The 25,066-nt window shown below is 70.3% G+C and carries 24 protein-coding genes, 2 pseudogenes and 2 riboswitches; of the genes and pseudogenes, 14 read left to right on the top strand and 12 right to left on the bottom strand.

Translation table 11 applies throughout. From position 1 onward, the window contains the following. The first annotated feature begins 196 nt into the window (after positions 1–196). Positions 197–1,159, top strand: coding sequence for a helix-turn-helix transcriptional regulator (locus tag KBX08_RS34455; RefSeq protein ID WP_210785030.1), 963 nt, complete (start codon positions 197–199; stop codon positions 1,157–1,159). Between the two features lie 39 nt (positions 1,160–1,198). Here the strand turns inward: KBX08_RS34455 and KBX08_RS20315 are convergent, their stop codons facing one another. Next, positions 1,199–2,587: a PLP-dependent aminotransferase family protein gene (locus KBX08_RS20315; RefSeq protein ID WP_210785029.1), complete on the bottom strand. Its 1,389-nt coding sequence runs from the start codon at positions 2,585–2,587 to the stop codon at positions 1,199–1,201. Between KBX08_RS20315 and KBX08_RS20310 the strand changes: the two genes are divergently transcribed. After that, the gene (locus KBX08_RS20310) at positions 2,586–3,542 is read left to right on the top strand and encodes a DMT family transporter (RefSeq protein WP_210785028.1); all 957 of its coding nucleotides are present in this window, start codon (positions 2,586–2,588) and stop codon (positions 3,540–3,542) included. The two genes, KBX08_RS20315 and KBX08_RS20310, sit on opposite strands and share 2 nt — an antisense overlap. Here KBX08_RS20310 and KBX08_RS20305 read toward each other — a convergent pair. After that, positions 3,539–3,934: a helix-turn-helix domain-containing protein gene (locus KBX08_RS20305; protein WP_210785065.1), complete on the bottom strand. Its 396-nt coding sequence runs from the start codon at positions 3,932–3,934 to the stop codon at positions 3,539–3,541. The genes KBX08_RS20310 and KBX08_RS20305 overlap by 4 nt on opposite strands. 96 nt (positions 3,935–4,030) lie before the next feature. On the opposite strand from KBX08_RS20305, the gene KBX08_RS20300 reads away from it, so the two are divergent. Together KBX08_RS20300 and KBX08_RS33920 are read left to right on the top strand one after the other, a co-directional pair. Next, positions 4,031–4,888, top strand: a complete 858-nt coding sequence (locus tag KBX08_RS20300; RefSeq protein ID WP_210785027.1) for an SDR family oxidoreductase — start codon at positions 4,031–4,033, stop codon at positions 4,886–4,888. A gap of 167 nt (positions 4,889–5,055) precedes the next feature. Then, the gene (locus tag KBX08_RS33920; protein WP_210785026.1) at positions 5,056–5,520 is read left to right on the top strand and encodes a GNAT family N-acetyltransferase; all 465 of its coding nucleotides are present in this window, start codon (positions 5,056–5,058) and stop codon (positions 5,518–5,520) included. A gap of 33 nt (positions 5,521–5,553) precedes the next feature. On the opposite strand, the gene KBX08_RS20290 is transcribed toward KBX08_RS33920, so the two are convergent. Then, on the bottom strand, positions 5,554–5,913 hold the full coding sequence (locus KBX08_RS20290) for a hypothetical protein (RefSeq protein WP_247669724.1): 360 nt from the start codon (positions 5,911–5,913) through the stop codon (positions 5,554–5,556). Positions 5,914–5,955: 42 nt separating this feature from the next. After that, complete coding sequence (locus KBX08_RS20285; RefSeq protein WP_247669723.1) at positions 5,956–6,183, bottom strand: hypothetical protein; 228 nt, start codon at positions 6,181–6,183, stop codon at positions 5,956–5,958. A 220-nt stretch (positions 6,184–6,403) separates the two neighbouring features. On the opposite strand from KBX08_RS20285, the gene KBX08_RS20280 reads away from it, so the two are divergent. The 4 genes and pseudogenes from KBX08_RS20280 to KBX08_RS33910 all read left to right on the top strand — a co-directional run. Further along, positions 6,404–7,351: an ion transporter gene (locus tag KBX08_RS20280; protein WP_210785025.1), complete on the top strand. Its 948-nt coding sequence runs from the start codon at positions 6,404–6,406 to the stop codon at positions 7,349–7,351. A 207-nt stretch (positions 7,352–7,558) separates the two neighbouring features. Continuing rightward, positions 7,559–7,696: pseudogene (locus KBX08_RS34930) on the top strand (acyl-CoA dehydrogenase family protein); the annotation flags it as partial. A gap of 89 nt (positions 7,697–7,785) precedes the next feature. Next, the gene (locus KBX08_RS33915) at positions 7,786–8,565 is read left to right on the top strand and encodes a TraR/DksA C4-type zinc finger protein (protein ID WP_247669722.1); all 780 of its coding nucleotides are present in this window, start codon (positions 7,786–7,788) and stop codon (positions 8,563–8,565) included. A gap of 132 nt (positions 8,566–8,697) precedes the next feature. Further along, positions 8,698–8,907 (top strand): annotated as a pseudogene (locus tag KBX08_RS33910) (hypothetical protein); the annotation flags it as partial. 5 nt (positions 8,908–8,912) lie between these two features. Here KBX08_RS33910 and eno read toward each other — a convergent pair. Next, positions 8,913–10,178, bottom strand: a complete 1,266-nt coding sequence (eno, locus tag KBX08_RS20265) for a phosphopyruvate hydratase (protein ID WP_210785022.1) — start codon at positions 10,176–10,178, stop codon at positions 8,913–8,915. Between the two features lie 118 nt (positions 10,179–10,296). Here eno and KBX08_RS20260 point away from each other — a divergent pair, with 118 nt between their 5' ends. Beyond that, on the top strand, positions 10,297–11,211 hold the full coding sequence (locus KBX08_RS20260; protein ID WP_210785021.1) for a MerR family transcriptional regulator: 915 nt from the start codon (positions 10,297–10,299) through the stop codon (positions 11,209–11,211). A gap of 484 nt (positions 11,212–11,695) precedes the next feature. After that, positions 11,696–11,923 (top strand): GntR family transcriptional regulator, encoded by a 228-nt coding sequence (locus tag KBX08_RS20255; RefSeq protein WP_184186009.1) that lies wholly within the window; start codon positions 11,696–11,698, stop codon positions 11,921–11,923. A 323-nt stretch (positions 11,924–12,246) separates the two neighbouring features. On the opposite strand, the gene KBX08_RS20250 is transcribed toward KBX08_RS20255, so the two are convergent. Together KBX08_RS20250 and KBX08_RS20245 are read right to left on the bottom strand one after the other, a co-directional pair. After that, entirely contained in the window at positions 12,247–13,242 is a 996-nt protein-coding gene (locus KBX08_RS20250; protein ID WP_247669731.1) for a ribonucleotide-diphosphate reductase subunit beta, read from the bottom strand. Between the two features lie 56 nt (positions 13,243–13,298). Continuing rightward, complete coding sequence (locus KBX08_RS20245; RefSeq protein ID WP_238689449.1) at positions 13,299–15,617, bottom strand: ribonucleoside-diphosphate reductase subunit alpha; 2,319 nt, start codon at positions 15,615–15,617, stop codon at positions 13,299–13,301. Between the two features lie 189 nt (positions 15,618–15,806). Beyond that, positions 15,807–16,024: riboswitch (cobalamin riboswitch) on the bottom strand. 289 nt (positions 16,025–16,313) lie between these two features. On the opposite strand from KBX08_RS20245, the gene KBX08_RS20240 reads away from it, so the two are divergent. Then, the gene (locus tag KBX08_RS20240; RefSeq protein WP_210785020.1) at positions 16,314–17,711 is read left to right on the top strand and encodes an enolase C-terminal domain-like protein; all 1,398 of its coding nucleotides are present in this window, start codon (positions 16,314–16,316) and stop codon (positions 17,709–17,711) included. 7 nt (positions 17,712–17,718) lie between these two features. Beyond that, on the top strand, positions 17,719–18,441 hold the full coding sequence (locus tag KBX08_RS20235; RefSeq protein WP_210785019.1) for a FadR/GntR family transcriptional regulator: 723 nt from the start codon (positions 17,719–17,721) through the stop codon (positions 18,439–18,441). A gap of 10 nt (positions 18,442–18,451) precedes the next feature. Here KBX08_RS20235 and KBX08_RS20230 read toward each other — a convergent pair whose 3' ends face one another. The 5 genes from KBX08_RS20230 to KBX08_RS20210 all read right to left on the bottom strand — a co-directional run bounded on the left by KBX08_RS20230 (position 18,452) and on the right by KBX08_RS20210 (position 23,586). After that, positions 18,452–19,471, bottom strand: a complete 1,020-nt coding sequence (locus KBX08_RS20230; RefSeq protein ID WP_307850596.1) for an aldo/keto reductase — start codon at positions 19,469–19,471, stop codon at positions 18,452–18,454. Next, positions 19,468–20,286, bottom strand: a complete 819-nt coding sequence (locus tag KBX08_RS20225) for an ATP-binding cassette domain-containing protein (protein WP_238689441.1) — start codon at positions 20,284–20,286, stop codon at positions 19,468–19,470. The genes KBX08_RS20230 and KBX08_RS20225 overlap by 4 nt, the downstream gene beginning before the upstream one ends. Further along, complete coding sequence (locus KBX08_RS20220; RefSeq protein WP_091406812.1) at positions 20,286–21,338, bottom strand: ABC transporter substrate-binding protein; 1,053 nt, start codon at positions 21,336–21,338, stop codon at positions 20,286–20,288. Before KBX08_RS20220 ends, KBX08_RS20225 begins: the two co-directional genes overlap by 1 nt. A 40-nt stretch (positions 21,339–21,378) precedes the next feature. Continuing rightward, positions 21,379–22,386, bottom strand: a complete 1,008-nt coding sequence (locus tag KBX08_RS20215; RefSeq protein WP_091406814.1) for an ABC transporter permease — start codon at positions 22,384–22,386, stop codon at positions 21,379–21,381. A gap of 321 nt (positions 22,387–22,707) precedes the next feature. After that, positions 22,708–23,586, bottom strand: a complete 879-nt coding sequence (locus KBX08_RS20210; protein WP_210785018.1) for an amidohydrolase — start codon at positions 23,584–23,586, stop codon at positions 22,708–22,710. A gap of 318 nt (positions 23,587–23,904) precedes the next feature. Further along, a riboswitch (cobalamin riboswitch) is annotated at positions 23,905–23,984 on the top strand. A gap of 58 nt (positions 23,985–24,042) precedes the next feature. Here KBX08_RS20210 and KBX08_RS20205 point away from each other — a divergent pair. Both KBX08_RS20205 and KBX08_RS20200 read left to right on the top strand, forming a co-directional pair. Further along, positions 24,043–24,246 carry a CbtB domain-containing protein gene (locus KBX08_RS20205; protein WP_124822026.1) on the top strand — a complete coding sequence of 68 codons (204 nt, stop codon included), beginning with the start codon at positions 24,043–24,045 and terminating at the stop codon, positions 24,244–24,246. After that, entirely contained in the window at positions 24,237–25,007 is a 771-nt protein-coding gene (locus tag KBX08_RS20200; RefSeq protein WP_210785017.1) for a CbtA family protein, read from the top strand. Before KBX08_RS20205 ends, KBX08_RS20200 begins: the two co-directional genes overlap by 10 nt. Positions 25,008–25,066 lie beyond the last annotated feature (59 nt).

The raw sequence follows: 25,066 nt of genomic DNA, 5'->3' as shown, positions 1-25,066 counted from the left end.
TTTCAGCGTCAGTGAATGGTCAGACCAGATCCGACACGCTCAACCGGTCGCTGCCGTCCCGCTCGCGACGTTCCATCCCACCGCGCCACCGGCCAACGACGTGCCGGGTCACCGCCGAGCACCCCGGCACGTCCCGAACCTGCCGTCGGCACCCGTTCCAGCACCCGGCGGCACCTCCACCGGACGGAGACAGCGGATGACGTCATCGCCAGTGCAGACCCACCAGTTCGACAGCCGTGACCCGGCGGCCATCCAGCAATTCCTGTCCACGACGTACGACCCGAGACTGCGCATTCAGAGCAGGAACGGATACCGGCTCACCCACCACCGCGCCGACACCGGCCCCTTCGCCATCGCCACCACCCGCCAGACCGGGCACCTCGAGATCGATGCCAGCACCCTCGGCGGGCTGGTCATCGGTCGCACCCGCACCGCGCACGTCGATCGCTCCTGCGCCGGATCGGCCCACCGGTTCGGCCCCGGGGAGGTCTTCCTGGTCACCAGGCCGGAGGAGCCGTGCACCGTCCACTGGCATCCCGGTGAGGTGGAGCTCTGCGTACTGGACCTGTCGGTGCTGGCGCAGGTGGCCACCACCGCGCCGGCCCGCCGGCCCGGTCGGATCGAGTTCACCGAGCTGAGTGCCGCCAGCACGGCCCTCGCCCGGCAATGGCGCAACACCACCAGCTTCGTCCGCGACGTCGTGGTGAACAGCCCGGCTGCCGGGGCACAGTCGCTGGTGATCGGCAACGCCGCCCGGATGCTGGCCGCGGCGGCGCTCGCGGTCTTCCCCAACACCGCGTTCACCGAACCGACCGCCGCGGACCGGAACGACGCCACCACCGCCACGCTCCGACGGGCGATCACATTTCTCGAGGAGCACGCCGACCGGGACATCAGCGCCGCCGACATCGCCGGCGCCGCCGGCGTCTCCCTCCGGGCGGTGCAACTCGCCTTCCGCCGACACCTCGGCACCACCCCCATGGCCTACCTGCGGCGGATCCGGCTCGTCCGGGCACACCACGACCTGGTACGCGCCGACCCGCGCCAGGAGACGGTCTCGGCGATCGCCAGTCGATGGGGATTCGCCAGCCACAGCAGGTTCACCGCGCGATACCACGCCAGCTTCGGCGTGCCGCCGCGCGAGACGTTGAACACCTGAGACCCGCGCGCAGACGCCAACCAGCCAGGCGCCCGGTGTTCAACGCAGGACGCGGGCGAGGCGTCGAACGGCCTCGTCCATGAGTTCGGGTGCGGCTGCCGCATAGGTGAGGCGCAGGTGCGGGGCCGAGGGCTCGGCCGCGTACCAGGGCCGGCCCGGGAAGACGGCGACGCCTTCGGCCGCCGCGGCAGCGGCCAGTGCCACGTCGTCGGTTCCGGCAGCGAGGCGTACCCAGAGGTGCATGCCGCCACGTGGGACCGACTGTGGAACAAGGCTTGGCAGATGCCGACGTAGCGCGGTCAACAACGCGTCACGGCGTGTCCGGAGGGCAGTGCGCAGTGCCCGGCGATGCCGCGACCACGCCGGAGAGGTGAGGAAGTCGATCGCCGCCTGTTGCAGTGGTCCCGCGACGAAGAAGTCGTCGAGCAGCCGAGCAGCGCGCAGTCGCGCCCCGGCGGGGCCACGGGCTCCGACGGCGGCGACGCGCAGCCCGGGGGCAGTCGACTTGGTCAGCGAGCGCAGGTAGATGACGTGACCGTCGGGATCATCGCTGGCCAGTGGTGGCGGGGCCGGATCGTCGATGGTGAGGTCACGGGCGTAGTCGTCCTCGATCAGGAACGCCCCGGCGTCGCGTACGGCCTCGGCGACCTGCGCCCGGCGGTGCTCCGCCAGCGTCGCGCCGTGCGGGTTGGCGTACAGGGGCTGGCAGTAGAAGAGCCGGGCGTCGGTGCGGGCGAACGCGGCGGCGAGTTGGTCGGGCCGTACACCGTCGGCGTCAGCCGGCACGGGCACCACCCGCAGCCCGGCCGCACGGGCCGCGGCCAACGCACCCAGGTAGGTCGGCGACTCGACGAGCAGGGCGTCGCCGGGCGCGGCGAGCGCCCGCAACGCGGACGACAGGGCGGCCTGCCCACCGGGGCAGATCACCATGTCCTCGGCGTGCAGCCCCGCCCCGGCCTCGCGGGCGAACCAGGCGCGCAGGTCCGCGCGACCCTCGACCGGCCCACGCTGCCAGCTCGCGGGCTGGCGGGCGGCTCGGGTGAGGGCGCCGCCGAGCGCAGCAGCAGGCTGTAGGTCCGCGTGGAGGTAGCCACCGGACAGCGGGATCGTTCCGTCGGGCGTCAGCGCCAACAGCTCCTGCATCTCGTCCTGACCGAACCGACGGGGCCCGAGCGCGACGGTCTGCCAGGACAGGTCGGGTACGCCCGGCTCGTCCGGCGGAGTGGCCACAAAGGTGCCTCGGCCGGGTCGCGCCTCGATCAGCCCCTCGGCCGCCAACTGCCGGATCGCCTCGGCGACGGTGACCGGCGAGGCCTGATGCCGGGCGGTCAGCTCGCGTATCGAGGGCAGCCGGGCACCGGGACCGGCGACGGCCGCGAGACCGCGCAGATCTTGGATAACGCGTTGCGCTGCGTTACCGTTTTCCATGAGGGACAAGAGTAGCGCTACTGCCAGAAACACGGTAACAGCGGATCGGATCGTCGGGCTCGGCCTCGGCGCCCTGGGCGTGCTCGGCTTCAGTCTGTCGCTCCCGGCGACCCGCATCGCCGTGCAGCAACTCGATCCGTGGTTCGTCGCCTTCGGCCGGGCTGTCGGCGCGGGGCTGCTGGCATGGACGTACCTGCGTCTCACCGGCGCACCGCGGCCCACCCGCGGTCAGTGGCAACGGCTGCCGGTCGTCGCCCTCGGAGTCATCGTCGGCTTTCCCTTGTTCACCTCGATGGCGCTTCTCACCCAGACCTCCGCGCACAGCGCGGTCGTCATCGCCGCGCTGCCCGCGATGACGGCCGTGTTCGCGGTACTGCGGGCCGGCGAACGCCCGCCGCCGCTGTTCTGGATCGTGAGCGCCGGCGGGTTGCTGGCGGTTCTCGCTTTCCTCGGCGCCAGCGGCGCGGTACGCGGGGCCCTCACCCTGCCCGACCTGTTCCTGCTCGCGGCGGTCGTGCTCTGCGGCCTCGGCTACGCCGAGGGCGGCGCGCTCGCCCGCGAGTTGGGCGGCGCTCGGACGATCTGCTGGGCGTTGCTGCTCTCGCTGCCCGTCACCGTTCCCGTCACTGTGGTTGCCGCCGCCGCCGGTCCGCCACGGGCCGACGCTCTCGGCTGGTCGGCGTTCGGCTACCTCACCGGGGTCTCGATGTTCCTGGGCTTCTTCGCCTGGTACGCGGGCCTGGCCCGGGGCGGGATAGCGCAGGTGGGCCAGGTCCAACTCGCCCAGCCGGTGCTGACCCTGGGGTGGTCGGCGCTGCTGCTCGGCGAGGTGGTCTCCCCCGCCTCGATCGCGGCGGCGTTGGTGGTGCTGGGATGCGTGGTGGCGACCCAGCGCATCCGCCAGAACCCCCGGACGGTGGTGGCGCGACGCGAGGCCGGCGCGGGATCGTCCTAGCCCCGGTCGCGCTCGCGGTTGTCGCGGGCGGTCTGCAACTCGGGCACCGATGCCTCCAGCAGGTCGGCGAGGCCACGCAGTTGCTCGGCGACCCGGGCACCGAGCGGGGTCAGCGAGTATTCGACGCGCGGTGGGATCGCGGTGAGCACCTCGCGGGTGAGCATCCCGTCGCGTTCGAGGGTCTGCAGGGTCTGGGAGAGCATCCGCTCGCTGACCCCGTCGATGCGGCGACGCAGCGCGTTGAACCGGTAGCGGCCCTCGCCGAGCGCCAACAGGGCCAGCGAGGCCCACTTCGAGGTGACGTCCTCGAAGGCCGCACGGGAGGTACAACCCCGCGCGAAGACATCGCTGACGAATTCCTGGGTAGGCCCCGCCGGGTCCTGGGCCGGCATGTCGCTCACCTCACCAGCCTATCTCACGCCGCCCATTGGTTAGTGCTGTAGATTCGTAAGTGCTTACTGCTTCTCTCCTACCCGCCGGAGGTTCCCATGCCCACCTATGCCGTCACCGGCGCCACCGGCCGGCTGGGCCGCCTGGTGATCGAGCAGTTGCTCGACAGCGGCGTGCCCGCCGCCGAGATCGCCGCCATCGTCCGCAGCCCGGAGAAGGCCGCCGACCTGGCCGCGCGCGGGATCGAGATCCGCAAGGCCAACTACGACGACCCGTCGACGCTGCCCGGTGCCGTGGCCGGCGTACGCCGCCTGCTGCTCATCTCCGGCGACACTCCTGGTCAGCGCGTCGCGCAGCACACAGCTGTCATCGACGCCGCCAAGCTCGCCGGGGTGGAGCGTCTCGTCTACACCAGCATCCTGAAGGCCGACACCACGGCGAACCCGCTCGCCCCTGAGCACAAGGCCACCGAGGAGGTCCTCGCCGCGTCCGGTCTGACCTACACCGTGCTGCGCAACAGCTGGTACACCGAGAACTACACCGACCAGCTCCCGCAGTACCTGGGGTCCGGCACGATCCTCGGCGCCACCGGCGGCAGCAAGATCTCCGCCGCGACCCGCGCCGACTACGCGGGGGCTGCCGTGGCCGCGCTGACCCGGGAGGAGGACGGCAACACCGTCTACGAACTGGGCGGCACCGCCTTCACCTTCGACGAGCTGGCCGAGGCCGTCACCGAGGCGACCGGCACCAATGTCGTCCACCAGGACATGTCCGCCGCCGAGCTGGCCTCGGCCCTGGAGAACGTCGGCCTGGACGCGGGCACCGCCGGTTTCGTCGCCGCGCTCGACCACTCGATCGCCAATGGCGAGCTGGCAACCGACAGCGACGACCTCAGCCGGCTGCTCGGCCGGCCGAGCACCCCGCTGCGCGACGCCATCCGGGCCGCGCGGGCCTGAACCCGATCCATCGCCGAAGCGGGCGGCGGGGGCGTCCGGTCGCCGTCGCCCGCCACGCGGTGAAGCCGCGCACGTATCCTCGACGGCATGGTGAGGCAGCCCTCCCGGCCCGTCGGGCCGCCACGGCAGGTCGTGCGGTCCGACCTGGACACTGCGGCCTCGGCCCGGTGAGCGCCGAGGACTTCGTCGTCCGCGCCGCCGTGGCACAGGACGACCCCGAACTGGTCTTCGACGTGCTGTGGCAACTCGCTCCCGACGACGCACGGCCGGACACCGCCCGGCTCGCCACCGCCTGGCGCGACCTGCACGCCCAAGCCGGCCGCCGCCTCCTGCTGGCCGTCGCCGGGGACACCTTCGTGGGCACCCTGGACACCCTCGTCGCCCCCAACCTCACCCACGGCGCGCGACCGTACATGGTGGTGGAGAACGTGGTGGTCGCGCCCGGCTGGCGCCGTCGTGGGGTCGCCCGGGCCCTCATGCTGGCGGCGCTCGACGAGGCGACGGCGGCCGGCTGCTACAAGGTCCAACTGGTGTCGAACGCCGCGCGCACCGACGCCCACCGGTTCTACGCGTCCATCGGGTTCGCGCAGTCCGCTCTCGGTTACCGCCGATACCTCGCCGCCGCGACGTGACACCGGCTGCGGGCGCTCCCGCGTGCCGGCCGACTACTCCGCCTCGTTCTGCTCTTCGGTGAGCTCGGCCAGGACGTCGGCCGCGTCCCGGTTCCCGCCGTCGGCGAGCCGGCGCAGTTCACCGACGTCCGCCCTCTCCGCGGCCACCTCGACAAGTTGGTCGGCGGCGTCCCGGTCGCCCCGGTCGGCGAGACGCCGCAGCTCGTTCGTGTCGCCGAGTTCGGTGGCGAGTTCGACAAGTTGGGCCGCCGCGTCGGCGTTGCCGTCCTCGGCCAGCTGACGCAACTCGACCAGGTCACCCCGCTCCCCCGCGAGCTCGACGAGTTCGTCGACCGCGTCCCGGTCACCGTCCTTGGCCCGTTGGCGCAGGTCAGCAAGATCAGAGTCGGACATCGCGCACCTCTCCGCAGTTGGCGCGGGGTCGCCTGGTCCCGCTCACCATCGAGAACCTAGTCGAGGTGCGGGGAGAAACGGCAGAAACCACAGGTCCGCCGAGGCCACGGCGCGCATCGACACCGCGGCCAGCCCTTCGGCGTCGGTCAGGGTGATGGCGGCCACGACGATGCCGTCCCGGCTGTGCGCCGGAGCGGGGCCGCGGCTGCCACGTTCGGGCCTGCTCCAGATCGGCTGCCGGTCGGGGCCGCTCGCGGCTGCGTCACTCACTGATCCACTGTGAATCGCAAACGGCGTTCCGATTTGTGTCGTCGCCGCACGGATCGCGCCGACGCGCAGCGAACGGAGTCACGCTGCACGAACGGCACTGTCGCGCAGCGTCATTGATCTTGGCTAGGCTGGTGGGCATGCCCGCACACCATCCGCACCGCCACGACGACGGCCGGAGGTGGGCCCCGGCCCCGGCGCGCCTCATCGAGCCGGCCGACTGGTGAGTGACGCACCCGTGCCCGCCCAGCGGGGTGCTCCGTCCACACCGCCACCGCACCGCTCGGGTTGGACAGACCGTTGCGACCGGCTCGCCCGGTCACGGCCCTTCGAGATCGCCATCGTCGTGGTCATCCTCGCCAACGGCATCGTTCTCGGCCTGGAGACGTACGACGATCTGAGCCCGGCGGGCACCGCGCTGCACGGGCTGGAGCTGTTCTTCCGGGCCGTCTTCGTCGTCGAGATCGCCGTCCGACTGGCCGCCTACGGCAGACGCCCGCAGGACTTCTTCCGGCACGGCTGGAACGTCTTCGACTTCGTGGTGATCGCGGCGATCTTCATCCCGGGCCTGCACGGCGACCCGGCGCTGCTGCGGGTCGTCCGGGTCGCCCGCATGGTCCGGCTGGTGCGGTTCTCACCAGGTCTGCGGACCATCGTCTCCGCGCTGTGGCGCAGCCTGCCGGGAGTCACCGGATTCCTCGCCCTGGCCGTGGTGACGCTCTACGTGTACGGCATGGCCGGCTGGCTGATCTTCGGCAACAGGTATCCGGAGGAGTACGGCGACATCGGCCGATCGCTGCTGACGTTGTTCGTGCTGTTGTCGCTGGAGACGCTGCCGGACCTCATCGAGCAGGGCATGGCGATCTCACCATGGACGCTGCTCTACTACGTCAGCTACGTGGTCATCACCGTCAACCTGCTGCTCAACATCCTCATCGCGGTCATCGTGAACTCCATGGAGGAGGCGCGCCGGTTGGAGATGACCGAGCGACTGGCTCCCGGGTACGACGAGGACGGCGACGGCGTGCCGGACGAGGTGGACCGGATCGCGCTCACCCAACGGCTGGACGATTTGCGGGCGGTCATCACCGAGTTGGAGCGCGAGCTGCGCATCGACCGGGACGACGGGCACGGGCGACCCCACCGGGACAACGCCCGCGTCAGACGGTGATCCGACGCTCGCGCTGCGTCTACGGGTTCCGATAGTGCCGACGGCGGTCCCATCGGCCTGCCTGAAGGGGTACCGGCATGACGACCAGTGTCGGCAATGCCCAGACCGCCACCGATCCCACGGACACGCTCGGCACGGTGATCGACGACGTGATCCGCCCGCAGGCGCCGATCGTCGCCCCGGGAGGGGGCCTTCCCTCATCCGGGTGTGGACGCTCTCGCCGCAGCGGGTCTGCTCGGCCTGGCCTCCTCGACCGAGGTCGGCGGCGCCGGCCACGGCATGCGGGTGGTCGCCGAGGTGATCGAGCGGCTGGCCGCCGAGTGCGGGTCCACAGCGATGGTGGTGCTCATGCACTACGCGGCGACCGCCGTCATCGAGGCGCAGGGCCCGCACGACGTCCGCGCCGCCATCGCCACCGGCGATCACCTCACCACTTGGCGTTCTCCGAGTACGGCTCGCGCAGCCACTTCTGGTCGCCGACCGGCACCGCGACGGCCGCCGACGACGACACCGTCCGCCTCGACGCCCGTAAGAGCTGGGTCACCTCGGCCGGCGAGGCCAACAGCTACGTCTGGTCGAGCCTTCCGCTGACCCGCGATCACCGCCGCCACGACGCGCTTGTCGACACCGCGGGGCTCAACGCGGATGTCTTCGACGCGCTGATGGTGCTCGCGGCGGGTGGTTGGCATCCGGAGGACGTGGCCGCCCGGCTTCGACCGGGTGCAGGCTCTGCAACACGCGATGGATCAGGGCCGTCAGCGCCGGCTCGTCCGCCTGGGGTTCCGGCCCGACGAGGCGGCGGCGCTTTCCGCCCTGCACACCCGCAACTTCATGTGGGCGAGCAGTACTGTGGAACGGTCATGGAGAGGGATTCCGGCGCGGTCCGCGGGGAGTTGCTGCGGCTGCGCGAGCAGACCGAGGCCCAGGCCACCGCCCTGGACGGCGACCTGCGGAGCCTCTTCGAGGCGTCCCGGTCGTCCAACGCCGATGACGAGCACGACCCCGAGGGCAGCACGATCGCCTTCGAACGCGCGCAGCTCACCGCCGTCCTGGACGCCACCCGCCGACGCCTGGCCGAGCTGGACGTCGCGCTGCGACGGGTCGACGACGGCAGCTACGGCGTGTGCGAGCGGTGCGCCCGTCCGATTCCCGCCGAGCGGCTCGTCGCCCGCCCGTCCGCGCGTACGTGTGTCGACTGCGCCAGCCGACGGTGACGGCGCCTGCCGGCCGCGAGGGCGGCAGGCACCGCGTTTCCGTTGATCAGCTGGCGCAACAACCTCCTGCGGGCGCGGCGTCGACGGCGATGAGGCTGATCGGCGCGGACCGCAGCCCCTCCGGAGATGCCGCGCTCCGCCGGCTCCGCCCCCGCCGCACCGTCAGCCCCGCCGCCGTCCAGGCCATGCGCGAGGTCGGCATCGACATCGCCGACCAAACCCCCAAGCTCCTGGAGTACGCCACCGCCGAGTCGTCCGACGTCATAGTGACCATGGGCTACGGCGACACCTGCCCGGTCTTCCCCGGCAAACGCTACGAGGACTGGAAGCCCGACGACCCGCACCCCTCAGCGGTCTCCGGCGTAGCTGGCGCGCTCGCCGAGCTCCTCCTCGATGCGGATGAGCTGGTTGTACTTGGCCGTGCGGTCGGAGCGCGACAGCGAGCCGGTCTTGATCTGACCGCAGCCGACGGCCACGGCCAGGTCGGCGATCGTGGTGTCCTCGGTCTCCCCGGATCGGTGCGACATCACCACCCGGTACCCCGCCTTGTGCGCGGCGTCGACCGTCGCCAGGGTCTCGGTGAGGGTGCCGATCTGGTTGACCTTGACCAGGATCGCGTTGGCGTAGCCGCCGTCGATCCCGTCGCGCAGCCGTTCGACGTCGGTGCAGAAGACGTCGTCGCCGACCAGCTGCACGCGCTCCCCCGCCACCGCGGTCAGCCGCTTCCAGCCGGCGATGTCGTCCTCGGCCATCGGGTCCTCGATCGAGCTGATCGGGTAGCGGGAGACCAGGTCGAGCAGGTAGTCGATGTGCTCCTCGACGGTGCGCTGGCGTCCCTCTCCGACGTAGTCGTAGACACCCGCGCGGAAGAACTCCGAGCTGGCCGGGTCGAGGCAGATCCGCACGTCGACGCCGGGCTGGTAACCGGTGTCCTCGATGGCGCGCAGCACGAACCGCAGCGCCTCGCCGGCGTCCGTGACGTTCGGCGCGAAGCCGCCCTCGTCGCCGACATTGGTGTTGTGCCCGGCCGCGGCCAGTGACGCCTTGAGGGTGTGGAAGACCTCCGCGCCCATCCGGACCGCCTCGGCGAACGTCTGCGCTCCGACCGGGGCGATCATGAACTCCTGGAAGTCGAGCGGATTGTCGGCGTGCGCGCCACCGTTGATGATGTTCATCATCGGCACCGGCAGCAGGCGGGCGCCGACGCCACCAACGTAGCGGTACAGCGGCTGCCGGTGGGCCGACGCCGCCGCCTTCGCGGTCGCCAGGGACACCGCCAGGATCGCGTTGGCGCCCAGTCGACCCTTGTCCTTGGAACCGTCGAGAGCGATCATCGTCTCGTCGATCAAAACCTGGTCCTCCGCGTCGAGCCCGAGCACCGCGTCGGCGATCTCGCCGTTGACGGCGGCGACGGCCCCGCTGACGCCCTTGCCGTGAAAACGCGTCCGGTCCCCGTCGCGCAGCTCGACCGCCTCGTTCGCCCCCGTCGACGCGCCGGACGGCACGGCCGCCCGACCGGTCGACCCGTCGGCGAGGACCACGTCGGCCTCCACTGTCGGGTTGCCCCTGCTGTCGAGGATCTGCCGAGCCCACACCCGACTGATTGCCGTCATCACACACTCCCTGTTCAAGCTGCCTTTTCGCAGCCAGACTGGCAGGAAACGGCGGGCCTGACACCGCGACGATGGACACGTTGACCCGTACCCCGGGGTGCGGGTTTAGGGTCGCGGGATGCGGGTGGGTGAGTTGGCACGCCGGACCGGAACCACGGTCCGGGCACTGCGGTACTACGAGTCGGCCGGGCTGGTCGTACCCCGGAGGCTGAGCAACGGCTACCGCGAGTACGACCCGGTCGCGGTGCGGCTGGTGGCGCAGATCCGCGAGCTGATGGCGCTCGGCCTCACCGTCGAGGAGACCCGCCCATTCGTCGAGTCGATCGCCGATGGTTCCGACGACACCGACGTGTGCGCGGCGGCGGTGGCCACGTACCGCAGCACCATCACCAACCTCCAGGAACGGATCGGCAAGTTGACCGCCCAGCGGGACGCGCTGGACGCGCGCCTGGACGCCGCCGCGACCCAGGTCGTACCCGGCAGTCCCGCCGAAGGCGCCGACCCCGCCGCGCTGGTCGGCGTCACATTGCCACCGCTGTCCTTCTACGGCACCGACGGCCGCCCGGTCGATCTCGGCGCGCTCGGCGCTGGGCGCAGCGTCATCTTCGTCTACCCACTGACCGGACGACCGGGCGTCGACCTGCCCAACGGGCTGCTGGAGATCCACGGCGCCCGTGGCAGCAGCGAGCAGGCCGCCTGGTTCCGCGACCACCACGCGGAGCTTCGCGCGGCCGGCGCCGCCCGGGTGTACGGCTTGTCCGCGCAGTCGACCGGGTACCAGCGTGAACTCGCGCACCGACTGCGGCTGCCCTACCCGCTGATCCCCGACCCGAGACTGACCCTGGCCGACGCGCTGCGGCTGCCGACCCGCACCGCGGGCGACATGACGCTCTACGAACGACTGACCCTGATCGTCGCCGACGGCGAGATCGAACACGTCTTCCACCCGATCCCGGACCCGGCGTCGCACCCCCTGCACGTGATGCGGTGGCTCACCAAGCGACGCCAGGGCCCCGGATCTGTTGCCGCCTAGAAGTCGTCGTCGAACTCGCCGCACTGCTCGGCGTCCATCGTTACTTCTGCAACATGATCGATGCGGCGTCCGCCACAACACCCAACGACCAATCGAGCTGACGGCATTCGCTCGGACTCGCGCACTCGAGGCAGCCGCCTGAACGCCACGGCTGGTCAAGTGCCCGAGTCCAGTGAGCATCAAGCGTCCGCATCGCGGCGAACAGTTCGTCTGCCCGACTTACCGGTTCATCGATCGGCACGGCGGCACCCTCCCGCGTTCACGACGTTGGCCCCACCTGGGGGCAGCGACCATCTGCCGCGCTCCCCCAGGTGGGTGTGCGGCCGAGAACCCAGGAGTTTGCCGAAACCAGGGAACGCGACCTAGCTGCAACCTATTCCGACTTGTAGGAGTAGGTCAAGATGCTTCGTGGAACTTGTTGGAACAGGTCCCCTCGTGATCAGATTGGGCTGCCGAAACCAGGGAACCTTACGGAGATCGACCCATGCCGACCGAGCGAGTGGACTACCGGCGAATCGCCAACGAGATCGCGGGAAAAATCAAGTCGGGTGAGCTTGCTCCGGGCGAGAAGCTGCCGTCCACCCGCGAGCTGGCCGAACAGTACGGCGTGCACATCTCCACGATCAACCGGGTCATGACGATCCTCAAAGACCGGGAGTTGGTAGAGGGCCATCCAGGCAAAGGTGTCTACGTCGCAGAGGCCCAGAGCTGAGCGCGCCGCTTCCTTGATCACGCGCCGCTTCCTTGATCAATTGATGAGAAGCAGTTCAGCACCGTCGGGTTTAGACGGAGTGGCTGTTAGCCAACACCGCACCGCCTCGTCGATCTCGGAGTTGTGGTGGGTGACAAAGTGCCTGCACAACACCAATCAGGCACCACAACTCCATGATCGACGTGACTGGAACGCCCCTTCCCCGCGATCTTGCACTTCCTGTCGCGACATAAAGAGCATTGCGCGCATATCGGCAACCGAAACTGCAAGATCGGCGCGGACGGGGCGTTCCTCAGGGGCAACGCGTGGGTTGAGGTTGCCGCCTAGAAGTCGTCGTCGAAGGCGACAGTGCCGGTCACCCCGACCTGGTACGCCGACACCCGCCGCTCGAAGAAGTTGGACAGCTCCTGCACGTCCTGCAACTCCATGAAGCCGAACGGGTTGCTCGACCCGTAGTGCGGCGCGATGCCGAGCTGGGCGAGGCGGCGGTCGGCGACGTGCTGGAGGTACTCCCGCATGTCGGCCAACGTCAGACCGGGCACACCGTGGCCCACCAGGTCCTCGGCGAACTGCACCTCACACTCGACGGCCTCGGTGAGCATCCGGCGAACCTGGTCGGCGAGGTCGTCGTCGAACAGGTCCGGCTCCTCGGCGCGAACGGTGTCGACGACGTCGAACGCGAACGCCATGTGCATGGACTCGTCGCGGAACACCCAGTTGGTGCCCGAGGCGAGGCCGTGCAGCAGGCCGCGGGAGCGCAGGAAGTAGACGTACGCGAACGCGCCGTAGAAGAACAACCCCTCGATGCAGGCGGCGAAGCAGATCAGGTTGAGCAGGAACGTGCGCCGGTCATCGCGGGACCGCAGCTCGCGCAGGTCGTTCAGCGAGTCGATCCACCGGAAGCAGAACTCGGCCTTACGACGGATCGAGGGGATGTTCTCGATGGCCGCGAATGCCTCGAAGCGTTCGGTCTCGTCGGGCACGTACGTGTCGAGCAGGTTGAGATAGAACTGGACGTGCACGGCCTCCTCGAACAGCTGGCGGGACAGGTAGAGGCGACCCTCCGGGCTGTTGACGTGCTGGTAGAGGTTGAGCACCAGGTTGTTGGCGACGATCGTGTCACCGGTGGCGAAGAACGCCACCAGCCGGCTGACCAGGTGCCGTTCGGCCGGCGACAGCTTGCCCAGGTCGGCGAGGTCGGCGTGCAGGTCGACCTCCTCGACCGTCCAGGTGTTGCGGATCGCGTCGCGGAACCGGTCGAAGAAGTGCGGGTAGCGCATCGGGCGGAGAGTCAGGTCCATCCCGGGGTCGAGCAGCATGTGCGTGGTCCTCGTGTCGGTGGTGCTGGCGTCGGTGGTGGCGGCGTCGGCGGCGGTCACTGGCAGGCCTCGCACGACTCGGGGTTCTCCAGCGAGCAGGCCAGCGCCTCCGCGTCGACGACGACGGGTGCGACAGCGCTGACGGTGGCCTGCTGGATCCGCGTCGCGGGGCGCGAACGCAGGTAGTAGGTGGTCTTCAGCCCGGCCTTCCAGGCGTACAGGTACATCGAGGAGAGCTTGCCGATGGTCGGCGCGGCCAGGAACAGGTTCAGCGACTGGGACTGGTCGATGAACGGGGCGCGGGCGGCGGCCAGGTCGATCAGCGCCCGCTGCGGCAGCTCCCACGCGGTGCGGAACAGCTCCCGTACGCCGGCCGGCAGCTCGGCGATGTCCTGCACCGAGCCCTCCGCCCGCTTGATCGCCGAACGGATCCGCTCGGTCCACAGACCACGGGCCTTCAGCTCGCGTACCAGGGCGGTGTTGACCTGGAGGAACTCCCCCGACAGGGTCTCGCGCTTGAACAGGTTGGACACCTGCGGCTCGATGCACTCGTAGCACCCGGCGATCGAGGCGATGGTGGCGGTCGGCGCGACCGCCACGAGCAGCGAGTTGCGCAGCCCGTACGCCTCGACCCGCTCGCGCAGCGCGTCCCACCGCGCGGTCTGCGTACCCTCGACACCCCACAGGTCGGGTTGGAGCTGGCCCCGCGCGGCCCGGGTCTGCGGGTACGCCGGATGCGCGCCGAAGTCGCGCGCCAGGTCGGCGGAGGTCTCCAACGCGGTCAGGTAAAGCTCCTCGCTGATCCGGGTGGACAGCTCCCGCGCGGCCGGCGAGTCGAACGGCAGCCGCAGCGCGAAGAAGACGTCCTGTAGGCCCATCAGCCCGAGTCCGACCGGCCGCCAGCGGGGGTTGCTCGCCGCCGCCTGCGCCGTCGGGTAGTAGTTGATGTCGATGACCCGGTCGAGGAAGGTCACCGCGGTCCGCACCGTGACGCGCAGCCGCTCCCAGTCGATCCCGCCGTCGGTGAGGTGGGCGGCGAGGTTCACCGAGCCGAGGTTGCACACGGCGGTCTCGGCGTCGCTGGACACCTCGACGATCTCGGTGCAGAGGTTGGACAGGTGCACCACGTTGCCCGGCTCGGCGGTCTGGTTGCACAGTCGGTTGGCGGCGTCCTTGAAGGTCATCCAGCCGTTGCCGGTCTGGGCGAGGGTCCGCATCATCTTCCCGTACAGCTCCCGTGCCGGGACCTGCCGCACGTGGCGACCCTGCGCCTCGGCCTCCCGGTACGCGGCGTCGAACCGCTCCCCCCACAGGTCGGGCAGCTCGGGCACCTCGTGCGGGTCGAACAGCGACCACAGCGCGTCGGCCTCGACCCGGCGCATGAACTCGTCCGGGATCCAGTTGGCCAGGTTGAGGTTGTGGGTGCGCCGGGCGTCCTCGCCGGTGTTGTCCCGCAGTTGCAGGAACTCCTCGATGTCCGGGTGCCACGGCTCCAGGTAGACGCAGGCCGCGCCCTTGCGTCGGCCACCCTGGTTCACCGCGGCGACGCTCGCGTCCAGGGTGCGCAGCCATGGCACGATCCCGTTGGACTGCCCGTTCGTGCCCCGGATCAGCGCTCCCCGGGAGCGGACCCGGGAGTACGCGATGCCGATGCCACCGGCGAACTTCGACAGGTTGGCGACCTGGGCGTACCGCTGGTAGATCGAGTCCAGCTCGTCGAGCGGGGAGTCGACCAGGTAGCAGGAGGACATCTGGGTGTGCCGGGTCCCGGAGTTGAACAAGGTCGGTGAGCTGGGCAGGTAGGCCAGGCTGGACATCAGCCGGTAGAAGCCGACCGCCTCGTCCGCCGTCCGGGACAGGCCGCAGGACACCCGCAGCAGCCAGTACTGCGGGGTCTCCAAGACCAGTCGGCTGGTGGGGTGGCGCAGCAGGTATCGGTCGTACACGGTGCGCAGGCCGAAGTACTCGAACCGGCGGTCGCCGTCCGGGTCGATGGCGTGGTCGAGCGTCGCGGCGTGTGCGGCGACGAACGCGGCGGTGTCGTCACCGATCAGGCCCTCGGCGTGGCCGACCCGGATCGCCGCGCTGAACGAGGTGACGCCCTGTCGGCGCACCTCCTTGTCGACGTAGCCGGCCAGCAGCCGCGCGGCGAGGCGCGAGTACTGCGGCTCCTCACCGATCATCTCGGCGGCGGTCTGGATGGACAGCCGGTCCAGTTCAGCAGTGGTCGCGCCGTCGTAGAGGCCGCTGATGGTGCGGGTGGCCACCCGCATCGGGTCGACGTCGGTCAGGTCGTCGGCCCACCGCTCGACCGCCCGGACGATCTTGTTCACGTCCACGGGTTCGGTGCCGCCGTCGCGCTTGCGGACCTGCATCGGCGTCCGGCGCACTGTCGCGTCGCCGCTGGCCGGGACTACCTCGGTGACTGTCACCACTCGCTCCTCGGAGTTCGAGACCTGGTGGCCCGGACGCGAGGAGACAGACACCGACGGACGCCACGCCAGCCGGCGTGGGTCAGGTGGCGTCAGCCGTCCCACGCGGCCTCGGACCGCCGCCCACCCGGTGCGGGTACGCGGCGCGCTGGCAGGTCTTCGGACTCGCGGGCACGACCGGGCTCGCCGGTCTCCTACTGGCCGTCGCTTCCCAGGCCGATTGGTGGCCCAGTGCTGATGACGGCGGTCGTTCCCACTCACCGCTGCGGGACAGTCCCGGATTTCCACCGGGTTCCCTGTTGCCTCGACCACCCCGGATGAGCGGCCGAACCAGCTGCGCTCGACACCATATATAGGGACGCAGCCGTTGTCACACCCCACATGTCGGTCTCGGGCGTGTCGGCGACGACTCGGTGACCACTGTCACCACCCCGGCCGACCACACCACGCCGACCGACGCCCGGCCCCGGAGTCGGGGCTCCCCACGCGGTCACGGTGGGCGGTATGGCGGATCGACCCGGCGAGGCAAACATCATATGTCTGAGGGTCTCCAGTGATCCACATCGTTGACGCGCTGGAGAAGCCCTCCGTATACTCCCAGTGATCATCTGATCTTTAGCCTAGCCGGGCGAGGAGCGCATGCCGCAGATCACCGCCGTCACCGTCGAAGACGTCCGCTTCCCCACCTCCCTGACCGCTGACGGGTCAGACGCCATGAACAAGGACGGCGACTACTCGGCGGCCTACGTCGTCCTGCACACCGACGGCGTCGACGGCGCGGGCGCGCCACTCGCGGGGCACGGCCTGACCTTCACCATCGGCCGAGGCAACGACATCGTCGCGGCGGCGGCAGTCCACCAGGCACAGCTTCTGGTGGGCCTGGACGTGGCGACGATGGCAGCGGACATGGGCGCGGTCTACCGCCTCCTCACCTCCGACTCGCAACTGCGCTGGCTCGGTCCGGAAAAGGGTGTCGTCCACCTGTCCCTGGCGGCCGTGCTGAACGCGTCGTGGGACCTGGTCGCCCGGGTCGCCGACAAGCCGCTGTGGCGGCTGCTCGTCGACATGTCCCCCGAGCAACTCGTCGACATCGCGGACCTGCGCTACCTGTCCGACGCGCTGACCCGCGACGAGGCACTGGCCATCCTGCGGGCCAAGGAGGGCACGAAGGCCGCCCGCCTCGCCGAGCTCGACCGGACCGGCTACCCCGCCTACACCACCTCGGCCGGTTGGCTCGGCTACGGCGACGACAAGCTGCGCCGGCTGTGCCAGGAGGCGGTGGACACCGGCTACGGCTACGTCAAGCTCAAGGTGGGCGCCAACCTCGACGACGACATCCGCCGATGCGGTATCGCGCGGGAGATCCTCGGACCGGATCGCAACCTGATGATCGACGCCAACCAGGTGTGGGACGTCGGTCAGGCCATCGACTGGGTCACCGCCCTCGCCCAGTTCACGCCACTGTGGATCGAGGAGCCGACCAGCCCCGACGACATTCTGGGCCACGCGGCCGTCCGCCGCGCCGTCGCTCCGATCGGCGTCGCCACCGGCGAACACTGCCACAACCGGGTGATGTTCAAGCAGCTGTTCCAGGCCGAGGCCATCGACTTCTGCCAGCTGGACACCGGCAGGTTGGCCAGCATCAACGAGATCGTCGCCGTGCTGCTGCTCGCCGCGAAGTTCGACGTCCCGGTGTGCCCGCACGCCGGCGGTGTCGGGCTGTGCGAGATGGTCCAACACGTGTCGGTGCTCGACTACGTCGCGATCTCGGGGGACCTCACCAACCGGGTCACCGAATTCGTCGACCACCTGCACGAACACTTCACCGATCCCTGCATCATCCGGGACACCGGTTCCGGCAGCGGCTACGTCCTGCCCAGCCAGCCCGGCTACTCCACCCGGATGCGTCAGGAGTCGGTAGCGCTCTACCGGTTTCCCGACGGCCACTACTGGGCGGCGACAGACCCGACTACCGTGTCATCTCCGGAGGCGGCGTACGTGATCGCGGGTGGGAAGGCCACCCCCGCCGGCCGTTAGGGGGATCATGTCTCGCACTGACGAAGTGGTCAACGGCATCAAGCGGATGATCCTCGAAGGGCAGTTCAGGCCCGGGGACCGGTTGCCCATCGAGAAGGACCTCGCCGAGCAGCTCGGCGTCTCGCGGGGGTCCCTGCGCGAGGGGATGTCGGCCCTGTCGATCCTCGGCATCGTCAACATCCGCCAGGGCGACGGCACCTACGTCACCAACCTCGACGCGCCACAACTGCTGGCCCCGATGGGTTTCGTGGTGGACTTCCAGGGCCAGGGCGACCCCCGGCACATCCACACCGTTCGCCGTCTGCTGGAGTGCGAGGCCGCCTGCCTGGCGGCGACCAGGATCACCGACGAGGCCCTGGCCCAGGCGGGTGACCTGCTCGACGAGGCGGCCCGGTTGGTCGGCCAGTCGCCGCCGGACCACGAGCGGATCATGGAGATCGACATCGCCTTCCACCGGATCATCGCGGTGCACGCCGAGAATCCGGTGCTCGTCGGCCTGATCGAAGCCTTCGCCGGGCGCACCATCCGTGGCCGGCTCTGGCGAAGTCTGCACGAGGAGGGCGCGGACCTGCGCACCCATGACGAACACGTGGCGATCCTGAAGGCCCTCGTGGCGCGCGACCCGGAGCGGGCGCGCACCCGGATGGCCAACCACCTGATCGGCGTGGAGGAGTCGTTGCAGGGGTTACCCGACGACGCCGACGCGAGCACCGAGACGGCCCGGTCGTGACGGCCCACCCTCACGGCTGCACGTCGAGCAGCCCCTCGTCGTACAACGCCGTCCAGAGCTGATCCGGGACGTCGACACCAGCTCGACGCAGGGTCTCGGTCACCTGGGCCTCGTCCCGCATACCGACCACCGTCGAGACCACGGCCGGGTGACGACGGACGAACGCCAACGCCGCCTGGGGCAGCGTGACGCCGTACATCTGACAGACCCGCGCTATCCGGCGGGCCTGATCGATCACCTCCGCCGGCGCCTGCTGGTAGTCGTAGACGGCGTCGGGCGGTGGCATGTCCCGGGCCAACAGCCCGGAGTTGTAGACACCGGCGACCACCACACCGACGTGGCGGGCCTGCGCGACGGGCAGCAGGTCGGTCAGCGCGCCCTGCTCCAACAGGGTGTACCGGCCGGCGCACATCACCACGTCCACGTCGGTCTCCGCCACGAAGCGGGCCAGCATCGCGGACTGGTTCATCCCCGCCCCGACCGCACCGATCACGCCCTGCTCCCGCAGCTCCACCAACGCCGGGATGGCCTCGCGCGCGGCCTGCTCCCAATGCTCGTCCGGATCATGCAGATACACCACGTCGATCCGGTCCAGGCCGGTGCGCCGAAGGCTCGCCTCCAGCGAACGGCGTACGCCGTCGCGGCTGAAGTCCCAGACCCGGCGATGGTCGGCGGGAACGTCGAACCCCTCCGGATCCCGCCGGTGCGCCGTCTCCGGGGACGGCACGAGCAGCCGGCCGACCTTCGTCGACACCACGTACTCGCCTCGCGGGCGGGAGCGCAGGGCCGCGCCCAGGCGCCGTTCGGACAGGCCCAGCCCGTAGTGCGGTGCCGTGTCGAAGTATCGGATGCCGCCTGCCCACGCGGTGTCCACCGCGGCGGCGAACTGCTCGTCCGACGTCGCCCGGTAGAGATTGCCACCCTGGGAGGCGCCCAGGCCCAGGGGGCTCAGCCGCAGCGGCGGCCCGACGCCGCCGCGGGTCGCCGGACGGGCGGGATCGCGCGCACCGCGCTGGACGACAGCCGTCACCGCTCGTCCCGATCCACGTTGGTGCTGCCGGTCATCGCCGCGACCAGATCGTCGGTGGTGACCTCGTCGGCGCGGAGTTGGGCAGCGCGCCGACCGAGGCGCAGGACCTCGACCCGGTCGGCGATCTCGAGCACCTGCGGCATGTTGTGGCTCACCAGCACCACCGACATGCCGGCGTCACGGGCACGCCGCACGACGTCGAGCACCCGCCCGGTCTGGACCACCCCCAGGGCCGCGGTGGGCTCGTCGAGGATGACCACGTTTGTCGCCCAGATGATGGCGCGGGCCACCGCCACGCACTGCCGCTGCCCACCGGAGAGCATCGCGATCGGGGTGGTGACCCTGGGGATCCGTACGCCGAGTTCGTCGAGGGCGGCGGCGGCGCCGTGGCGCATGGCGCGCTTGTCCAACAGCCCGAGCCGGCCGAGTGGCCCGGAGCGGAGGATCTCCCGGCCGAGATACAGGTTGGCGGCCACGCTGAGGTCGTCGGCGACGGCGAGGTCCTGGTAGACCGTCTCCACCCCGGCCCGTCGGGCATCGACCGGAGTGGAGAACTGGACCGGACGGCCGCCGACCCGGATCTCACCCTCGTCGGGTGGGTGCACACCGGACAGGGTCTTGATCAGGGTGCTCTTGCCGGCGCCGTTGTCACCGATCAGCGCGACGACCTCACCTCGGCGGACCGTGAAGTCGGCGCCACGCAACGCCTCCACGTGCCCGAACCGCTTGACGATGCCGCGGGCTTCGAGGACCGGCGGTTCCGCGTCGGTGGGTTGCTGATCGTTGTCCGCGGCGGCCGTGGGGATCGCGCCCATCACTGCACCGGCGGGTTGGCGCAGCTGGGCTCGAGCACCGCCTTGATCTCCGCCGAGTCGATGTTCTCCTTGGTGACGAACGTGACGCCGGTGTCGGCCGATGCCAGCGGGGCCTTGTCCCGAAGGTGCTTGACCATCTTGTCGACGCCGAAGTAGCCCATCTTGAACGGGTTCTGTACGACCAGCGCCGAGATCTGGCCGTTGCGCACCCCGGCGATCTCGTCCGGGGCGGCGTCCCAGCCGATGATGACCACCTTGCCGGACTTGCCGGCGGCCTGGATGGCCTGGGCGGCACCGAGCACGCTCGGCTCGTTGGCCGCGAAGACGCCGGCGAGCTTGGGGTTGGCGGTGAGGATGTTCTCGGTGACCCGTCGGGCCTCGTTGACGTCACTGCGGCTCGGCTGCTGGCCGACCAGCTTCAGGTTGGGGTACTGGGCGAGGCCGGCCTTGAAGCCGTCGACCCGCTCGGTGTTGGTCTGCGATCCGGGCTGGAACTCGACGAGCGCCACCTCGTGGTTGCCGGGGCCGAGTTCGGTGGCGAGCAGCTTCGCCGCCTCCGTCGCCGACGCACGGTTGTCGGTGGCGAAGAGGGGCACGTTCGACGGCTGCGGGCTGGTGCCAGAGTCGATCATGGCGACCGGGATGTTGGCGCTGAGCGCCTTGTCGGTCGCCGGCGCCAACGCGCTGGAGTCGGTCGCCGCGTAGACGATGCCGTCGACCTTCTTGGTGACGAAGTTCTGGATCAGGTTGACCTGGCCCTCGACGTCGGTCTCGGTGGTCACCCCGTCCCACTGGACGGTGACGTCCCCCGCGCGCTGCGCGGCGCACTCGGCACCCGCCTTGACCGTGTTCCAGTAGTCGGCCCCGACCGCCTTGGGTACGACGGCGAGCTTCAACGGGCCGCTCGCGTCCTTGGTCGCGCCGTCGCCGCCGTCACGGACCTCGACCCCGCCGCAGGCGCTGAGCAGGGCGGTCGCCGCGGCCGCGGCCAGGATCGCCTGCGCGCGCAGGAGTCGTCCTCGCGTCCGCCGGCTGGTGGTGGTGTGTGCCATGGTGTGTGTCCTTCCTCGTTCGGACTCTCGGAATGGCATGTCAACCCCGTGATTCCAGCCGCCGGCGGCGGTACTGGTCGAAGTAGACGGCGGCCCAGATGATCACGCCGACGATCACCTGCTGGTAGTGGATGCTGATGTCGAGCAGGACGGCGCCGTTGCGGACCAGGGCGATGAGGAACGCGCCGATGATGGTCCCGACGATCCGGCCCTGCCCGCCGAACAGGCTGGCACCGCCGATGACCGCGGCGGCGATGACGTCGAGTTCCAGCGAGATGCCGTAGTTGGGCTGGCCCGAGTTGACCCGGGACGCGGCGATCATGCCGCCGAGCCCGACCAGTACGCCGGCCAGCACGTACACCCCGGTCAGGTGCCGCCCGACCCGGATGCCGGAGCGGCGGGCGGCCTCCAGATTGGAGCCCATCGCGTAGGTGTACTGACCGAAGCGGGTCTGGGAGAGCAGGAAGGCGACCCCGACGGCGACCAGGACGGTGATCACCACGGCGAACGGAATGCCGAGGATCTGCCCGTTGCCGAGCAGTTGGAAGGACCGGGGAAGGCCGTAGACGCCGACGGCTCCGGTGATGATGAAGACGAGGCCGCGGCCCACGGACATCGTCCCCAACGTCGCGATGAACGGCGGGATCCGGGCCACGGTCACCAGCAGCCCGTTCAGCAGCCCGGCCAGCGCGCCGACGCCGATCGCGACCGCCGTGGCCGCCCAGAGCGAGAAGCCGAGGTCGCGCACGACCATCGCGCCCAACACACCGGCGAGCGCGGCGACCGACCCCACGGACAGGTCGATGCCCTTGGTGATGATGACCATCGTCTGGGCCGTGGCGATGATGGCGATCACCGCCGTCTGGGCCCCGATGTTGAAGAGGTTGTCCGCTGTCAGGAAGTAGGGACTCGCGAAGGTCAGGGCAATGAACAGGACGACCAGCGCGGTCGCGGCGGTGAACTCGGAGACGGCGTGGGAGATCCGTTCCCGGAACCAGTCGCTGAGTTCGCCGCGTTGCGTGCCGGCGGTTGCCTCGGCGCTACTCATCGTCGGACCTGACCTCCCCAAGCGCGGCGCCGGCGTCCGACGGGGACCCGCCGACGAGCCGAACGCCTGTGAGCGACCGACCCCGCTCGGACGGCGGTGCGGCTAGGTGCCCGCACACTCGTCGGAGATAGGTCGGATGTTTCCCGCGATCAGGCGTTACCTTGCCACGCATTCACGTATGTTGCCAAGGTCTTGCGAGCATGTTTTGCCATCGTTACCTGCGCCACCGAAGGCATACGTCTGACCAAATCGACATCGACTGCCGCCGCTAGCATGTTATCGATAACATGCTATGTCCCCAGGCCGAAAGGCGCTGCCGCCTCAGAACGGGGCCAGCCGGTAGACCCGGCCGGCGGTACGCCGCCAGATCGCGGCCCGCTCATCGTCGGACAGCGGGTCCAGCAGGTCACCGAGGACGGTGACCCAGCGGGTGTACGACGTGGCGAGCAGGCACACCGGCCAGTCCGAGCCGAACATCAGCCGGTCCGGCCCGAACACGTCGAGGGCGTGCTCCACCGCGGGCCGCAGGTCGGCCGTCGTCCAGGACCCGCCGTCCACCTCGGTCACCAGGCCGGAGAGCTTCGCCGTCGTGTTGGGCTCGGCCGCGAGTGCCCGCAGGTCGCGCTGCCAGTCACCGAGATCGGCGCGCCCGAGCGGGGGCTTGCCGAGGTGGTCCAGGACGAACCGCACCTGGGGCAGGTCGCGGACGAGCCGGGCGGCCGCCGGCAGCTGACGATGGCGCACCAGCAGGTCGAAGGCGAGGCCGGCGGCACCGACCGCGGCGATGCCGTGCCGCACGTCGGGGCGGTCGAGATAGGTCGGGTCGGGTTCGGACTGGACCAGGTGGCGGATGCCGACCAGCCGTTCGCCGCCACGGGCCCTGCGTAGTCGGGCGAGGCGGCGGTCGACATCGGCGGCGGTGAGGTCGACCCAGCCGACGACCCCGCCGACGAGCGGGTCGTCGGCCGCGATGCCGAGCAGTTCGGGCGTCTCCGACCGAACGGCGACGGACTGGACGACAACGGTCTGGGTGACCCCGGCGGCCCGGGTCGCCGGAGCGAGCTCGAGCGGCGTGAAGTCGTCGTCGATCGCGGCCATGGTGTGCGGATCGATCCAGGGCTGTGGGTGCCGCGCCCGGACCCAGAGGTGATGGTGCGCGTCGACGATGCCCGGTCGTCGCGCTACCTCACCGGTCGTCACCGGACCCACCCTGGCGCGTTCTCGTCCACCGCACACCCCGCCCAGCCGCTGATCGAGCCCTCCGGGTCAACCCGGAGCCACAGAGTCGATCTGCCAGGTTGACCATGTTAGCGGTAACAGTCTGTTGTCGAGTCCCGGAACGCGCGCCATGACCGGCCTCCGGCAGTGTCGCCTTTTGGTCTGACGAATCCACTGGCGCCTGCGGCTGGTCCGCCTCGTTGACGTACCGGTATCCGGACGCGTTCGGGGCGCGGGGTCCGGGTTGACCGCCTGAGGCGGCACCGATACCGTCGACCGCACTATCTGCGGCGACGCGAGGGAAGCCGGTGTGAATCCGGCGCGGTCGCGCCACTGTGAGCGGTTCCCCAACCACAACTGGGGGCCGCGAGCCAGGACGCTCGGTCGTCCGCAGCCTTGCGATGGGGACGCGTCATCCCTGGGGAGGTTCGTGTATTCATGTCTAGCTCCGCTTCCAGCCAGCCGGTGGTGCACCCCGCCGGCAGTGCCCGTCTGCTGTGGACGGCTCTGGCGACCGTTGCCGTACTCACGCTGCTGGCGTACCTCGTCGCCTTCGACCAGGGGGCGGTGTCGCGCAGTGGGATGTACCTGCACGAGCTGATGCACGACGGCAGGCACCTGCTGGGTGTCCCGTGCCACTGAACACCACCACCACTCCCCCGTTCGTCGCCGTCCTCGTTCGCGGGCTGCTGGCCGGCCTGCTCGCCGGCCTGCTCGCCGGGGCGTTCGCGTACGTCGCAGGCGAACCGCACGTCGAGGCGGCCATCGCCATCGAGGAGGCGGCGACGCACGCCGAGCCCGCCGCTGGTGCGCACGATCACGAGGACGCCCTGGTCAGCCGGACGGGTCAGCGCGGCGGTCTGTTCCTGGCCACCGGCCTGTTCGGTGCCGCGATGGGTGGCCTCCTGGCCACGGCGTACGTCCTGCTGTCCCGGCGGCGGCGCGGCGACGACGACGGGCGGTCGGGTCTGCTGCTGGCCGGCACCGCGCTGCTCGGCGCGGTGATCGTGCCGTTCCTCAAGTACCCGGCGAACCCACCGGCGGTCGGCGACCCGGCCACCATCAACCAACGGACCGTCACCTACCTGTTGATGGTGGTGCTCGGGCTGGTGGCCGTGTGGGCCGGCTCGCTGGGCTACCGGTCAGTCGGCGCCCAGGCGCCGACGTGGCTGCGCGCCGCCGCAGCCGTGGGCGGGTTCCTGCTGGTCACGGGTGTGTCGTACGTGGTGATGCCGTCCTTCCAGGAGGTTCCGGCGGACTTCCCGGCGACCCTGCTGTGGAGTTTCCGACTGGCCTCGCTCGGCACCCAGGTCGTGCTCTGGACCGGCATCGGCCTGCTGTTCGCGGCCCTGATGCACCGCGAGCAGCGTCGCCGGGCCGGCACCGCACTGCCGAGCACGTGACCGGCACCAGCCTTCAGCTGGTCGCCCACGGTCACACCGCCGCGCTGCGCCGGGCCCGC

The sequence above is a fragment of the Micromonospora sp. H61 genome, from assembly GCF_018070325.1.
GTDB lineage: Bacteria > Actinomycetota > Actinomycetes > Mycobacteriales > Micromonosporaceae > Micromonospora > Micromonospora salmantinae.
Note: the sequence above shows the minus strand (reverse complement) of the source record. Positions and strands in the feature narration are given on the sequence as shown.